This is a genomic window from Gammaproteobacteria bacterium (assembly GCA_035546635.1).
Classification (GTDB): Bacteria; Pseudomonadota; Gammaproteobacteria; order JAURND01; family JAURND01; genus DASZWJ01.
Genome location: DASZWJ010000039.1, coordinates 1 through 13,726, shown reverse-complemented (window position 1 = coordinate 13,726; position 13,726 = coordinate 1). Strand labels below are relative to the sequence as shown.

Here is a 13,726-nt window from a genome sequence, read left to right as displayed (position 1 = left end):
ATGATATGAGATAATTTAGGGTCTGTCGTCACACGCACCCTACTAAATTGTTGGCAATTTAATGCGACTGGAAAGCATAATTAATCTCAAAAACACTGTGATTAATTATGCTTTTTTACCCAACAACTTGCGCACCAGCTCTAAATCCTCCTCAGTGTTCACATCACTGGGCACGCTTTCTTGTGCCTGGGTTAGGTGCACGCGGCCGCCGTTCCATAATACGCGCAGCTGTTCTAAGCGTTCCATTTGTTCCAACGGGGAAGATTCCCATTCCATATATTGCTGCAAGAAGCCTACACGGTAAGCGTAGATACCGACATGGCGGAAATGCTGAGTGACGAGTTTCTGGTTTTTCTTGGGTGGGATTTGAAAATGCTCACGATCCCAGGCAATGGGGGCGCGGCTGAAATATAGGGCGTAGCCGCGTTTGTTCATGACCACTTTAACATGGTGGGGGTTGAAGAGTTCTTCTATGGTTTTAATCGGTTCATAGAGGGTGGCGACGCGGGCGTTTTCGTATTTTTCTAAATCTTCGGCGACTTGACGGATGACTACCGGTGGGACTAAAGGCTCATCGCCTTGTAAGTTGACGATGATGTCATCTTCTTGATAGCCCAGGGCGACTACGGCTTCGGCGAGGCGTTCGGTGCCGGTGTTATGATCGGGGGAGGTCATGCAGACGGTGGCGCCGAAATCTTCTGCAACTTTGGCAATGCGTTCATCATCTGCGGCAATAATGACGCTCTCGGCACCGCTTTTGAGTGCGCGCTCGTAGACGTGTTGTAACATGGGTTTGCCGGCGATATCGACTAGCATTTTTCCCGGTAGACGCGTTGACGCATAGCGCGCGGGTATGACTACTTTGAATTCCATCACTGTACCTCAGTTTGCATTAAACGGCGCGCCTGATCTGCCAACATGACTGGAATTCCATCGCGAATCGGATAGGCCAGTTGATCTGCTGTGCAGATCAGCTCATGGGTGGTTTTCTGGTAAATGAGTTTACCTTTGCAGATTGGGCAAGCCAGAATTTGTAGTAATTTATAATCCACTTTTAGGATACCTCGGTTCCGAATTTTAGGGCAACTGCTTTATTATAGCCATAGTTAGTTGTTTTTGTATTTTTTTAATAGGGGTTGGGGATTATTTTAGTGACTTTTTTAAGGTCGTGGCCTAAGCTCCCCCTCTCCCTAACCCTCTCCCACAAGGGGAGAGGGGATACAGTGCTAGAAAGATGGTAAAGTGCCAAAATAGAGGGAATGCAGTGCTAAAGAGAGTTGGTAAAGTGCCAAAGCAGAGGAAATGCAGTGCTAAAGAGAGATGGTAAAGTGCCAAAGCAGAGGGAATGCAGTGCTAGAGAGAGATGGTAAAGTGCCAGAGCAGAGGGAATGCAGTGCTAGAGAGAGTTAGTAAAGTGCCAGAGCAGATGGAGTGATATATTTCCCTCCCCTTGGCACTGTATCCCCTCTCCCCTTGTGGGAGAGGGTTAGGGAGAGGGGGAGCTTAGGCCACGACCTTAAAAAAAGTCACCCATTCCAAGTTTCTCAGCAATCACCATCAACACCCCCTCTAAATTCTCAATAACTTCATTATTCCAAAATCTGATAATTTCAAATCCTTGAGAGCGCAACCAATTTGATCTGCTTTCATCGTATTCCTTTTGTTCTGCATGCTGCCCACCATCTAATTCAATAATTAATTGGGATTTAAAGGAGATAAAGTCAACAATGTACTCACCAATAGGCTGTTGCCGTTTGAATTTAACTTTAAAAAAACGGTGACCACGCAAATGTTGCCATAATAATTGCTCAGTATCAGTTGCGTTTGTGCGCAGGCTCTTAGCAAATTGTTTAAATTTTGATTTTGACATGGTGGTTGAGGTAGAAAAGTTTTATAAGGTGATGGCTAAAACTCCCCCTCTCCCTAACCCAGGGGATACAGTGCCAAGGGAGAGAAAGTTGCAATGCTAAGTTAGCGCTATACTTACTAGGAGTTGTTTAAGTTAGCACTTATGCTCAGACAAGGTGGGTTGCAAAACTTAGGTTGATATGAGTGCCACAGGAGGAAGAAGGATGTATTAACATTATTTACAAAGTCAGTCGCTCTCTGTTAATGGTTTGATTTCAAATAAATTATTTTATAGTTTGTAGTTCACTTAAGGACTTAACTTTGCAAACTCAAAACTGGTCGGGACGGCAGGATTTGAACCTGCGACCCCTTGCACCCCATGCAAGTGCGCTACCAAACTGCGCTACGCCCCGATTTTTGTTATTCATTTGCTCTTAACTTAAAAAAAGCATGTCGTCCCGGCAAGGAAGCCGGGACGACGTGCTTTTTTGAATTTTGCGCCACAACTAATCTGTGACTGTTATTTTGCACTAATTGGCTTCCAATTCTAAAAGTAAATCTTCTAGATCGGTCAAAGCACGTTGCAATATTTCCAACGGCAGTGAGCTAATGTCTTCTACCGACAACAATAACTGTGCACGGGCACCTTCGATGGTGAAACCCTGGCCGTATAATAATTCTTTGATTTGCCAAACTAACAACACATCTTTACGCTGGTAATAACGACGATTACCACGGCGTTTGGACGGCTTTAGTTGTTCGAATTCCTGTTCCCAATATCGGAGCACATGCGGTTTGACTTCGCAGAATTTTGCTACTTCACCAATGCTAAAATATAATTTATCTGGAATGGACGGCAGTTGTGTGTTGTTGTTATTCGTTGTCAGATTTGCTCGTTTCTTGTTGTGTAGTTCTTGTTGCATAGTTTACAACCCTGGCTTTAAGTTTCTCACCCGCCCTAAAAGTCACCACGCGACGCGCTTTAATGGGGATTGACTCCCCCGTTTTTGGGTTCCTTCCCGGACGTTCATTTTTGTCGCGTATGCCAAAGATGCCAAAACCCGAAAGTTTGACCTCTTCACCACGCTCCAGTGCTAGCATGACTTCCGCAAACAGCGATTCCACCACTTCTTTGGCTTCGCGTTTGTTAATGCCTAGCACATTAAACAGATGGTTGACTAAATCCGCTTTGGTCACTGCCATCGTTTTAATTCCTCAAAATTGCCTGATAGTTTTCATTCAACGTCTTAATCACTTGACTCACCATAGTATCAACTTCTTCGTCTATTAGAGTGCGCGAAGCTGATTGAAACGTCAAGCCCAGCGCAATACTTTTTTTACCTGGCGCGATACCCTCACCGCGATAAATATCAAATAATTGGATATTTTTCAACATTCCCCCGACGCAAGCTTGAATGCTGTCATGAATTTTGCGCCAAGAGAATTGCTCATCTACGATAAACGCCAGATCGCGTCGAATCGATGGGTACTTAGAAGGGGTAATATACATCGGTAATTGCGCTTGCGCCACTGCATCTAATAATAATTCGAATAGATAAACTGTGGAAGGAAAACCCAGCTGCTGTTGTAATTGTGGATGTAAGGCGCCCACATAACCGACCGGTTGGCCTAAGTAGGTTAATTCAGCGCTGCGTCCTGGATGTAAGGCGGGGTGCTGCGTGGGTGCAAAATGGTAGTGTTCGCTATTTTTAGTCAAATCAAAATATGCTTCTAAGTCACCTTTGATATCAAAGAAATCTACTGGAGCTGCTTTGATACCCCATTGTTCTTGCGCTTTATTGCCTATGCTGATGCCAGCGATACGCGTCTGTTGGGTAAACTCGGTAGCTGATTGCAAAAAGCATGCGCCAATTTCAAACAAGCGGACGCGTGTTTGCTGGCGATTTAAATTGAACAGGGCGGTTTTTATCAACCCCATCCATAAAGAAGTACGCATGACTGCCATATCGGCAGAAATGGGATTGCTGAGCGGTAAGGCCGGGTGTTTGGGATTTAATAGCTTAGATAATTCAGGATCGACAAAGCTGTAGTTGATTGCTTCGCTATATCCTCGATCCGCCCAAAAAGTCCGCACGCGAGATTGTGACAAGTGTTGCTCAGACACCGGTTGCATGGTTAGAGGAGCTTGTAATGCCTTAGGCTCGATACGGTTATAGCCGTAAAGGCGCGCTAATTCTTCGATTAAATCGATTTCCTGACGGATATCAAAACGGTAGCTAGGCACAGTAACTTCCCAGCCTTCGGCGGTGGGCTTGAACGTCATCTTTAAGCGCTGAAGAATTTGCGTTACGGTAGTAACATCAAGAGAAATACCTAAAATGCGCTCAATGCGTTGATGACGTAGCGACACGGTGACTGGCTTTGGCAGCTGCGTAGTGTCTTCAACACAGATGATTGGACCTGCCTGACCACCGGTAATTTGCAGGACTAATTCGGTGAGGCGATTGAGTGCCGCCAAGGGTAGTTCTGGATCGACACCACGCTCATAGCGGTGTGCAGAATCGCTTTTTACGGCGAGGCGGCGTAGTGTCGGGCATATGGCATCTGGCGTGAAATGCGCACTTTCTAAAAATAAATCGCAAGTCTCAGTCGTGACGGCCGATTGTTCACCGCCCATGATGCCGGCTAGGGCGAGGATTTTTTCGTTATCGGCGATGACTAATGCGGGCTTTTCCAAGCTGAGGGTTTGACCATCCAGCAGGGTGACTGTTTCTCCTGGGTTGCTTTGGCGTACGGTGATGTGTCCTGCCAAATGCTTGAGGTCAAAGGCATGTAAAGGTTGACCCAGCTCCAGCATGACGTAGTTGGTGATGTCTACTATGGGGTGGATGCTACGCAAACCGCTGCGCTCTAGGCGTGCTTGCAACCACAAGGGTGTTTGGGCGTGTGGGTTGATGCCTTTGATTACGCGACTGGTATAGCGTGGGCACGCCGCACCGTCATTGACACTGACTGGAAAAACAGTATCAATCACTGGGGGTATGGTTTGCGGCTGCAGCGGATGAAATTCGCTTTCACAGATGGCAGCGACCTCCCGTGCCACTCCGGCTACGCTCAAGCAGTCACCACGGTTAGGGGTTAGGCTTAGATCGAGGATATGGTCGGGTAGGCTTAAGTATTCGCTGATGCTGATCCCTAAAGGGGCATCCAAGGCTAACTCGAGGATGCCTTCTTGACCTTCGCCCAAACCTAATTCTTTGGCGGAGCATAACATGCCCGAGGAGGAGATGCCGCGGATTTTTGCTTGGCGGATTTTCACATCTCCCGGCAATACTGCGCCTATCATAGCTACTGCTACTTTTAATCCCGCTCGCACATTGGGTGCGCCGCAGATAATGCTTAAGGGCTCAACATCTTCTGCCACTGTCACTTGGCAGACCCGTAGCCGATCGGCGTCTGGATGGGGAGTGACCGCCAATACTTTCCCCACGAGCACGCCTTCTAAACCCGCGCCAATCTGAGTGACTGACTCAACCTCGAGACCTGCCATGGTAAGTTTTTCTACCAGTTGGTCAATATTACTATCGGGATTAACCCATTCGTGCAGCCATTTTGTACTGAATTTCATGCTTGATGCCTGTGAATTTGAATTTTAATAGAAGAAGGAATGTGGAACAAAATTTGGCTGCCATCGCATGTCTCGCTGGATTACTTTCGCTGGCACATTATTCTCTCTTTTATATCTGCACAGGACTATGCGAAGTAATGTTGTGTTCCTCTTGCCCCTCTGGCGCTTCCTGTTCCTCTGGTTCTTCTTGCTCTTCTAGTTCCTCATTTGACTCATCATCCGAGTCATTCAGTCCTAAATCAGCTGTTGGGTCTAAAGATTTTACTATGACCATTGCGCCAATTACTGATATTCCAAAACCTAAATACTGTAGCGTAGGATTAAACACTATCACTCCATATGCCAGGGTGAATACTCCTATTCCCGCTGCTAGACTACCCCCTGCTACTCCAGTGCAGCGCATTGGATTTCTAGCTAAGTCCACTGCTTGATCTGCTAAATTACTCAAAGTATTGGTTAAACCTAACTGAGAGTCAATTTGTCTTATTGTTCTAAAGATCGACATCTCTAATCCTGAATAATATTAAAACTGTTCTAAAAATCGCAAATCATTGTCAAAGAATTTCCGCAAATCGTCAATACCGTAACGTAACATTGCTAAGCGATCTATGCCAATACCAAACGCAAAACCGGTATAGCGTTCAGAATCAATACCGCACATGGACAGCACATTGGGGTGCACCATACCGCAGCCTAGCACTTCCAACCAACCTGTATGACTGCAGATTCTGCAACCCTGCCCTTCGCATTTGACACAGGCGATGTCGGCTTCGGCTGAGGGTTCGGTGAATGGGAAATAGGACGGGCGAAAACGGAATTTGAGATCGCGTTCAAATAGTTGGATAAAAAAGTCCTGTAACATGCCTTTTAAATTTGCGAATGTGCAAGTTTCATCAACCACCAAGCCTTCGACTTGATGAAACATGGGGGTATGCGTCTGGTCAGAATCACAGCGATAAACGCGGCCAGGGGTGATGATGCGCAAAGGGGGAGGAGTTTGTTGCATGACGCGGATTTGTACGGGTGAGGTATGCGTGCGTAATAATAAGCCATTGTCAAAATAAAAAGTGTCATGCATGGCGCGCGCCGGATGGTGTTCTGGGAAATTCAGCGCGGCAAAATTGTGATAATCGTCTTCGATTTCAGGACCTTCAACGACGTTGAAACCTTCAGTTATGAAGAGTTGTTCTATGCGTTCGCGGATGCGAGCGACAGGATGCAAGTTACCAGATGCAATGTGGAGTCGGCCTGGTAGGGTAACATCGATGCGTTCGTTTTCTAATTTTTGTGTCAGCTGTAAAGTTTGCAGGGCATCTTGGCGTGCTTGTAGGGTGTGTTGCAATTGTTGTTTGGCAGCATTAGCGGTTTGTCCGATTTGTGAGCGTAGTTCAGGGGGTAGAGCACCTAGGTTTTTCAGTACTTCGGTGATTTGACCTTTTTTTCCCAAATAGTGTGTGCGCAGTTGTTCTAGTGCGGCAAGATCGGTTACGGCGTTGATGGCTTGTTGCGCGGATTGTAATAACTCCTGCATTTGTTTTTGTATTTGTTGCGCATCGTGGGTTTGGGTGGTCATGTGATGTTCCGGTTGGGGTGTTGGGTGTTGGGTTTTGGGTTTTGCACTGCATCCTCTCTCCCCTTGTGGGAGAGGGGATATAGTGCTAAGGAAAAAAATGAATTCACCATAAGAAATGAAAAAAATAGCATTAATTTATCTTATACATCCAGCGATAACAATTGTACCTGCGTTAACACCCCATCAGCCGAAAAATCATAAGCCACATTGGCATAGCCCGCAGTTTCACAAGTCGCACAACCATTTAAAATTTTGAAACGGAATACCAGGCGTACACCACCCGTTGATAAAGCTTCCACACGTGGAGGGTTGTCTATAATCGACCAAAGTTGTGGCTGAGCAAAACGTTGTTGCATCATGGGAAAATTGGGACTGGCTTTGATATTAATCGCCTGCGCTTCTGGACCCGAAGTCATGTTGTAAAAATTGCCTTTAGCCCCAATGACATAATAATCGCCCGGGAAATTAACGCCAAAACGTTTAACATGGACTAAATCTAGCTGTCCTTGTTGAATATGCTGAGTGCTATCCACTACATCGCCGCGGTTAAAGCCGGCTCTAGCGGCAAAGGACATATATTGTTTACAACCTGGCTGTGTGATAGTGCTCAGGCAGCTGCGAAAGGTCGTGTCATTGGTGGCTTGGTTACAAACTACCGTTGATAATCTTGAGCAATAAATGAAGGGTTGCCTGTCGATGCCACCTACAAATTCTGGCGCAGCGACTTGGGCTGCATCTTCAGGAGACAGCGCTACGGCTTGTCCTCCAGTTTCGGCAGCTTGCGGCAATGCCCCAATTGGCGTTGGATTGACAGGCGGTGACAATGGCAAATTCGTAGAAGGCACAGGGATAGATTGTACCAGAGGAGCATTAGATCTGGGGGTGCCTTGCAGGGTATTTTCAGAGCCTGGGATAGGTGGCGTCAGGGGTAATGTCGGTTGTACCGTATTGCCAGTTACCGGCACTACCGTTACCGGAGTAGTACTTTGCTGCAAGGGAATATCCGGATTTGCAGCTGAGTTATCAGGCGTGTCAGCAGCGGGAGCTGAATCGGCGGATGGCGCGCCACTGTCATCGTCAGCAGTCACAAACTGCTGAGTAGGTATCTGTGTCATGGAGCTCAGCGGATCGGTAGCAGCCAGGATGGATTTTACTGACAGTAATGCCAACAAAACCGCACAACCATATTTGATCCTGGCGCTATACTGCTTCATTCCTTATGCGCTCTCAAGCGCGGCTTTAGCTTTTTCGGCAATGGCTGTAAATGCAGTTTTATTCAACACTGCCAGATCAGCTAATATTTTACGATCTATTTCAATTGCAGCTTTTTTCAAACCAGCAATCAGGCGGCTGTAAGATAGACCCACTTCACGTGCAGCAGCATTGATACGCACGATCCATAATGCACGGAATTGGCGTTTGCGCTGACGGCGGTCACGGTAGGCATATTGTCCGGCTTTGATAGCAGACTGCTTAGCGACACGAAATACGCGGCTGCGTGCACCGTAATGGCCTTTGGCTTGCTTTAATACTTTTTTATGCCGGGCTCTAGCTTGAACCCCGCGTTTGACTCTTGGCATTGATTTTTCCTCTGATACAGTTTTCTCAAAAAGATGCTTTATTCAAAGTTTAATAAGCGGCGAATGCTTTTCAAATCACTTTCAGCAATCATGACTGTTCCGCGCAAATGACGTTTACGCTTATTTTTTTTCTTGGTTAAAATATGGTTACGGTAGGCAGCACGGTGTTTAAATCCACCACCCCCGGTCGCTTTAAACCGCTTAGCTGCACCGCGGTTGCTTTTTAATTTTGGCATTTCTTTACTCCAATTATTTTTTCTTTGGCCCGACCGTCATGGCAATCTGCTTGCCTTCCAGTTTAGGCCGACTTTCAATGATCGCCGCTTCACCTAAATCTTGCTCAATGCGTTTTAATAAATCCATACCCAGTTCTTGATAAGACATTTCCCGGCCGCGGAAGCGCACAGTAAACTTGACCTTATCACCTTCTTCCAAAAATCGCAATGCACTACGCAATTTCACTTGGTAATCACCGACATCAGTGCCGGGACGCAGCTTGATTTCTTTAATTTGTACTTGCTTTTGTTTCTTTTTCTGTACAGCTAATTTTTTGTTCTGTTCGAAACGGTATTTACCATAATCCATAATTCGGCAAACTGGAGGCGTCGCTTGGGGCGCAATTTCAACTAAGTCTTTCCCCACTTCTTCAGCCATTTGTAATGCCTGCCTGAACCGCATATTGCCGATTTTTTCACCATCTGTGCCGATCAGAAATACTTCAGGTGCAGTGATTTCTTCGTTTACCCGGGTTTTTTTGGTTGTAATATTTCATTCCTCCTATTATAGCCTTAGCCTTTTTCCTTCTCCCGTGGGAGAAGGATTATTTACTTGAGACTTGCTATGCTGAGCAATTTCAACCTGTAATTTGTGGATGAAATCGTTGAGTGTCATGCTGCCTAAGTCTTGTCCCGCTTTAGTGCGCACCGAAACTGTATTCGTCTCCAGTTCACGATCGCCGATAATCAGCTGATAAGGGACATGTTTTAACGTGTGCTCGCGGATTTTAAAGCCGATTTTTTCGTTTCTCAAGTCTGCAATGACTTTTAATCCATGATTTTTTAATGTTTCCACGATTTGATCGGCATAGAGACGCTGTTGATCGGTGATATTCATCACAACAACCTGCACAGGCATCAACCATAGCGGCAAATGTCCTGCATACTCTTCGAGCAAAATACCCATGAAGCGTTCAAACGTACCTATGATCGCGCGGTGTAGCATCACGGGGGTCTGTTTGCTGCTATCCTCGGCAATATAATGCGCGCCTAGGCGTTCGGGCATGAGAAAATCTACCTGCAAGGTGCCACATTGCCATACGCGTTGCAAACAATCCCGCAGTGAAAATTCCACTTTAGGTCCGTAAAATGCCCCTTCTCCAGGTTGGAATTCCCAAGCCAAACCACTGGCATTGAGCACATTTTCCAGCGCGTGTTCCGCTTTATCCCATATCGCATCAGAACCCATGCGTTTTTCAGGACGGGTGGATAATCTGACAATGATGTCGTTAAAACCAAAATCGGCATATATCTGCCGCAGCTGAGTGATAAAATGCGCCGCTTCATCCGCAACTTGTGCTTCGGTGCAGAAAATATGGCCATCGTCCTGCACAAAACTGCGCACCCGCATTAATCCATGCAGACTGCCGGAAGGTTCATTGCGATGACAGGAGCCAAATTCAGCAAATCGCAGCGGTAAATCACGGTAACTGTGAAAACCGTGTTTGAATATCTGGACATGACATGGGCAGCTCATCGGTTTGACTGCATACTGCCGCGATTCGGATTCAGAATAAAACATATCATCGCCGAATTTTTCCCAATGCCCGGATTTCTCCCATAGGCTACGATCCAGTAGTTGTGGCGTACGAACTTCGAGGTAGTTTTGCGCGCGTAATTTACGCCGGAGATATTGTTCTATGGTTTGATAAATAGTCCAGCCATCGGCATGCCAGAACACCATGCCCGGGGCTTCTTCTTGGAAGTGGAATAGATCCAATTTCTTAGCCAGTTTGCGATGATCGCGTTTTTCGGCTTCTTCCAGACGCTGTAAATAATCAGCCAGGGCTTTTTTATCTGCCCAAGCAGTGCCATAAATGCGTTGCAGCATTTCATTATTGGAATTACCACGCCAGTAGGCACCTGCAACTTTAGTCAGCTTGAAGACTTTTAATAATCCAGTTCTGGGGACATGTGGCCCCCGACATAAATCAGTGAAATCACCTTGTTGATACAAGGTCAGGGTTTCACCGACTGGGATGCTTTCGATAATTTGAGCTTTGTATTCTTCACCAGCCGCGCGGAAAAAGGCGATGGCTTCTTCACGACTGATCTCACGTCGCATCACTTTAAAATCTTGCTTAGCTAATTCCTGCATACGTTCTTGTATTTTATCTAGATCGGCAGGCGTAAAACCTTGTGGCCAGGAAAAATCGTAGTAAAACCCATCTTCTATCACTGGACCGATGGTGACTTGGGCTTGAGGAAACAATTGTTTGACGGCGTGAGCTAATAAATGCGCGGTGGAGTGGCGGATGATTTCTAATCCTTCGGGGTCACGCTCAGTGATGATCGCGACGTGCGCATCTTGATCTATCATATAAGAGGTATCGACTAGTTTGCCATTGACCTTACCTGCCAAAGCAGCTTTGGCAAGACCTGCACCAATAGCAGCAGCCACGTCAGCAACACTGACTGGCTCCAAAAATTCTTTTTTCTGACCATCGGGCAGGATGATTACGGGCATGGACTGTTCCTGAAAATACGCACTTTTGATTTATGGGTTAAAAAAGTGAAGTATTCTAGCGGGGTTGGTGGGGGAAAAGCAAATGTTGTATAATATCTAATTCCCAGATATCTCCTCCAAAGACCACCGCGGATGCACCGCTATTTCCAGACTCTTATCACACTCCCCCGCCATAAACCGGCAATGTCCTGCATAAGCAATCATCGCAGCATTATCCGTACAAAACGCAAAGCGCGGAAAAAATAATTCAATCCCTTGGCTAGCCACCTTTTGCTGCAAAGCTTGACGCAGCGCCAAATTCGCCCCTACACCACCCGCCACAACCAAACGCTTAAATCCTGTATAACCTATCCCACGTTGGCACTTGATGACCAAGGTTTCCACCACCGCTTCTTCAAAAGCCCGCGCAATATCAGCTTTAGTCTGTTCATCTACAGCATTAGCACGCAGTGTATTCATGGCAAAAGTTTTAAGCCCGCTAAAACTAAAATCCAAACCCGGACGATCTATCATGGGACGAGGAAAATGAAAGCGCTCAACCTCCCCTTTTTGCGCTAAAGCTGCCAGATGTGCGCCACCAGGATAAGGCAGACCCAACAATTTAGCCGTTTTATCAAACGCCTCCCCTGCCGCATCGTCTAAGGTTTCACCTAAAATGCGGTACTGCCCGACACCTGATACCGCAACCAAGGCCGTATGACCACCTGAAACCAGCAAAGCCAGAAATGGAAATTCTGGTGCTGGTTGCTCCAACATAGGCGCTAACAAATGGCCTTCCAAATGATGAATTCCCAAGGTTGGAATTCCCCACGCAAATCCTAAACTTTTTGCCATAGCCGCCCCCACCAACAAAGCGCCCATCAATCCAGGACCTTTCGTATAAGCGATGCCGTCTATATTCTCCGCCTGCAATCCAGATTGTTGTAATACTTGTTGGATCAGCGGCGTTAACTTACGCACATGATCGCGTGAAGCTAATTCTGGTACCACACCACCATATTGGGCGTGAAGTTTTATCTGGCTATGTAGATCATGCGCTAGTAATCCGCCGGCTGTTGCATAAATGGCAACCGCGGTTTCATCGCAAGAGGTTTCAATACCGAGTATGTTCATATTTGTTTTTTCAATTAAGAATGATATTTTGCACAAGGATATAAAAAAGTGTCATTCCAGCGCAGGCGCATTAGTGTCCGCAGAGTTTTCGTACCCTGCAGTGCATCAAGTCAACTTACGCGCAGTGTTTGTACTCTCGCGCCTCATTGCAAAAAAAATGATTGCGCAAAAATCAGGAAAAATTATCAACATCTCTTCAAACGCTACTTTTTATGGCACGCCAGAAAGTGGTGCTTATACTGCGTCAAAAGCTGGCATTAATCAGCTTACTAAAACCATGGCTATCGAATGGGCACCGCATAATATTCAAGTGAATGCCATTTGTCCGGGACTAACCCAATACCAAATTATTGCGCGAAGTTTGGGATAATCCAAAAAATGCTGAGATGTTGAAAAAATTTCTAAATAAAGTGCCGCTGGGACGTTTTATGGAGCCCAGTGAATTGGTGCCTTTGGTTTTATTTTTAGCGAGTTCTGGATCGAATTATATGAATGGCGCCATGTTGCAAATTGATGATGGGGCGCGGTTTAACCCAGATTGAAGTAGTTGCCGTATCAGAGTGTTCCAGTGAAATGCATTTGCAAGAAATCTAAGGAATTTTATTCTGATAGCCACATTTGCGTTAGGAATTCTGATTAGCAAAAAAGTAACTCGCTGACCCACAAACACTAGAATAATAAAGGGACATGTTTATGAAAATGCCAGCGAGTTAGATTGCAATTTTAAGTGATATTTTATTATGGAACAAGACTTAATTAATTCTTTTTGCAATTTATTTTTTCAAATCACTGTGCTTAGAAATTTATCTTTTACCCGAACATAATTTAATCGGGAAAATCAGCATAATAACCAATGCAAATATCAAAGGTTGATATTCAACAAATCTTTTTTAAATTGAATCCGTTCAATTGAAAGCAATAATTAAAAATTTTTTGATTAGTGTACGCTATTCAAATGGGCATTTTTACCTTCACATCTTTTCTTAAAAAATCCCTCCTCTAACAACAAAATCAGAATATTAGTTATATTAAATTTTTACCGTATTGCTTTAATTAAATTTTTATGTCTTAATGGAATATATTATAAATAATATGCGGCATAATCGCATATAAAAAACAAAATAAGGATTTACAATGTCTTGGCTAACCCAAACCCAACGTTTCCTACAATCGGATTTACTACCAGAAGACCAACTAGTACCCTTAAGTTTTTCCGGCACAGAAACCCTATCCCAGCCTTTTAACTTCACCTTACAACTGGTTTCCGATGATACCGCTATC

Annotated in this window: 16 protein-coding genes and 1 tRNA gene; 2 read left to right on the top strand and 15 right to left on the bottom strand. The window is 45.4% G+C overall.

The window, feature by feature from the left end; translation table 11 throughout:
* Window positions 1-105 precede the first annotated feature (105 nt).
* The 15 genes from kdsB to tsaD form a co-directional block, all read right to left on the bottom strand.
* On the bottom strand, window positions 106-873 hold the full coding sequence (gene kdsB / locus VHE99_10835; protein HVV69503.1) for a 3-deoxy-manno-octulosonate cytidylyltransferase: 768 nt from the start codon (window positions 871-873) through the stop codon (window positions 106-108).
* Window positions 873-1,052: a Trm112 family protein gene (locus VHE99_10830; GenBank protein ID HVV69502.1), complete on the bottom strand. Its 180-nt coding sequence runs from the start codon at window positions 1,050-1,052 to the stop codon at window positions 873-875. The genes kdsB and VHE99_10830 overlap by 1 nt, the downstream gene beginning before the upstream one ends.
* 464 nt (window positions 1,053-1,516) lie before the next feature.
* Window positions 1,517-1,870: an endonuclease domain-containing protein gene (locus VHE99_10825; GenBank protein HVV69501.1), complete on the bottom strand. Its 354-nt coding sequence runs from the start codon at window positions 1,868-1,870 to the stop codon at window positions 1,517-1,519.
* Window positions 1,871-2,184: 314 nt separating this feature from the next.
* Window positions 2,185-2,261 (bottom strand) — tRNA-Pro (locus VHE99_10820).
* A gap of 117 nt (window positions 2,262-2,378) precedes the next feature.
* A complete protein-coding gene (locus VHE99_10815) occupies window positions 2,379-2,735 on the bottom strand; it encodes a MerR family transcriptional regulator (protein HVV69500.1) in 357 nt (118 codons plus the stop codon).
* The gene (locus tag VHE99_10810) at window positions 2,722-3,051 is read right to left on the bottom strand and encodes an integration host factor subunit alpha (protein HVV69499.1); all 330 of its coding nucleotides are present in this window, start codon (window positions 3,049-3,051) and stop codon (window positions 2,722-2,724) included. Before VHE99_10810 ends, VHE99_10815 begins: the two co-directional genes overlap by 14 nt.
* 4 nt (window positions 3,052-3,055) lie before the next feature.
* Window positions 3,056-5,437: a phenylalanine--tRNA ligase subunit beta gene (pheT, locus tag VHE99_10805; protein HVV69498.1), complete on the bottom strand. Its 2,382-nt coding sequence runs from the start codon at window positions 5,435-5,437 to the stop codon at window positions 3,056-3,058.
* 109 nt (window positions 5,438-5,546) lie between these two features.
* Window positions 5,547-5,942, bottom strand: a complete 396-nt coding sequence (locus VHE99_10800) for a hypothetical protein (protein HVV69497.1) — start codon at window positions 5,940-5,942, stop codon at window positions 5,547-5,549.
* An 18-nt stretch (window positions 5,943-5,960) separates the two neighbouring features.
* Entirely contained in the window at window positions 5,961-6,968 is a 1,008-nt protein-coding gene (pheS, locus tag VHE99_10795; GenBank protein HVV69496.1) for a phenylalanine--tRNA ligase subunit alpha, read from the bottom strand.
* Window positions 6,969-7,150: 182 nt separating this feature from the next.
* The gene (locus VHE99_10790; protein ID HVV69495.1) at window positions 7,151-8,224 is read right to left on the bottom strand and encodes a hypothetical protein; all 1,074 of its coding nucleotides are present in this window, start codon (window positions 8,222-8,224) and stop codon (window positions 7,151-7,153) included.
* A 3-nt stretch (window positions 8,225-8,227) separates the two neighbouring features.
* A complete protein-coding gene (rplT, locus tag VHE99_10785; GenBank protein HVV69494.1) occupies window positions 8,228-8,590 on the bottom strand; it encodes a 50S ribosomal protein L20 in 363 nt (120 codons plus the stop codon).
* A gap of 38 nt (window positions 8,591-8,628) precedes the next feature.
* Window positions 8,629-8,826: a 50S ribosomal protein L35 gene (gene rpmI, locus VHE99_10780; GenBank protein HVV69493.1), complete on the bottom strand. Its 198-nt coding sequence runs from the start codon at window positions 8,824-8,826 to the stop codon at window positions 8,629-8,631.
* A 13-nt stretch (window positions 8,827-8,839) separates the two neighbouring features.
* The gene (infC, locus tag VHE99_10775) at window positions 8,840-9,355 is read right to left on the bottom strand and encodes a translation initiation factor IF-3 (GenBank protein ID HVV69492.1); all 516 of its coding nucleotides are present in this window, start codon (window positions 9,353-9,355) and stop codon (window positions 8,840-8,842) included.
* A 15-nt stretch (window positions 9,356-9,370) separates the two neighbouring features.
* Complete coding sequence (gene thrS / locus VHE99_10770; protein ID HVV69491.1) at window positions 9,371-11,332, bottom strand: threonine--tRNA ligase; 1,962 nt, start codon at window positions 11,330-11,332, stop codon at window positions 9,371-9,373.
* Window positions 11,333-11,428: 96 nt separating this feature from the next.
* Window positions 11,429-12,445, bottom strand: coding sequence for a tRNA (adenosine(37)-N6)-threonylcarbamoyltransferase complex transferase subunit TsaD (gene tsaD, locus VHE99_10765; protein HVV69490.1), 1,017 nt, complete (start codon window positions 12,443-12,445; stop codon window positions 11,429-11,431).
* Window positions 12,446-12,473: 28 nt separating this feature from the next.
* On the opposite strand from tsaD, the gene VHE99_10760 reads away from it, so the two are divergent.
* Both VHE99_10760 and VHE99_10755 read left to right on the top strand, forming a co-directional pair.
* Entirely contained in the window at window positions 12,474-12,815 is a 342-nt protein-coding gene (locus tag VHE99_10760; protein HVV69489.1) for an SDR family oxidoreductase, read from the top strand.
* A complete protein-coding gene (locus VHE99_10755) occupies window positions 12,796-12,987 on the top strand; it encodes an SDR family oxidoreductase (protein ID HVV69488.1) in 192 nt (63 codons plus the stop codon). Before VHE99_10760 ends, VHE99_10755 begins: the two co-directional genes overlap by 20 nt.
* Window positions 12,988-13,726: the final 739 nt, after the last annotated feature.

Excerpts from the sequence above, each read along its gene's own strand:
- kdsB (HVV69503.1), bottom strand. The coding sequence starts at position 873 with ATGGAATTCAAAGTAGTCATACCCGCGCGCTATGCGTCAACGCGTCTA.
- VHE99_10825 (HVV69501.1), bottom strand. The coding sequence starts at position 1,870 with ATGTCAAAATCAAAATTTAAACAATTTGCTAAGAGCCTGCGCACAAAC.
- VHE99_10810 (HVV69499.1), bottom strand. The coding sequence starts at position 3,051 with ATGGCAGTGACCAAAGCGGATTTAGTCAACCATCTGTTTAATGTGCTA.
- pheT (HVV69498.1), bottom strand. The coding sequence starts at position 5,437 with ATGAAATTCAGTACAAAATGGCTGCACGAATGGGTTAATCCCGATAGT.
- VHE99_10800 (HVV69497.1), bottom strand. The coding sequence starts at position 5,942 with ATGTCGATCTTTAGAACAATAAGACAAATTGACTCTCAGTTAGGTTTA.
- pheS (HVV69496.1), bottom strand. The coding sequence starts at position 6,968 with ATGCAGGAGTTATTACAATCCGCGCAACAAGCCATCAACGCCGTAACC.
- VHE99_10790 (HVV69495.1), bottom strand. The coding sequence starts at position 8,224 with ATGAAGCAGTATAGCGCCAGGATCAAATATGGTTGTGCGGTTTTGTTG.
- rplT (HVV69494.1), bottom strand. The coding sequence starts at position 8,590 with ATGCCAAGAGTCAAACGCGGGGTTCAAGCTAGAGCCCGGCATAAAAAA.
- rpmI (HVV69493.1), bottom strand. The coding sequence starts at position 8,826 with ATGCCAAAATTAAAAAGCAACCGCGGTGCAGCTAAGCGGTTTAAAGCG.
- thrS (HVV69491.1), bottom strand. The coding sequence starts at position 11,332 with ATGCCCGTAATCATCCTGCCCGATGGTCAGAAAAAAGAATTTTTGGAG.
- tsaD (HVV69490.1), bottom strand. The coding sequence starts at position 12,445 with ATGAACATACTCGGTATTGAAACCTCTTGCGATGAAACCGCGGTTGCC.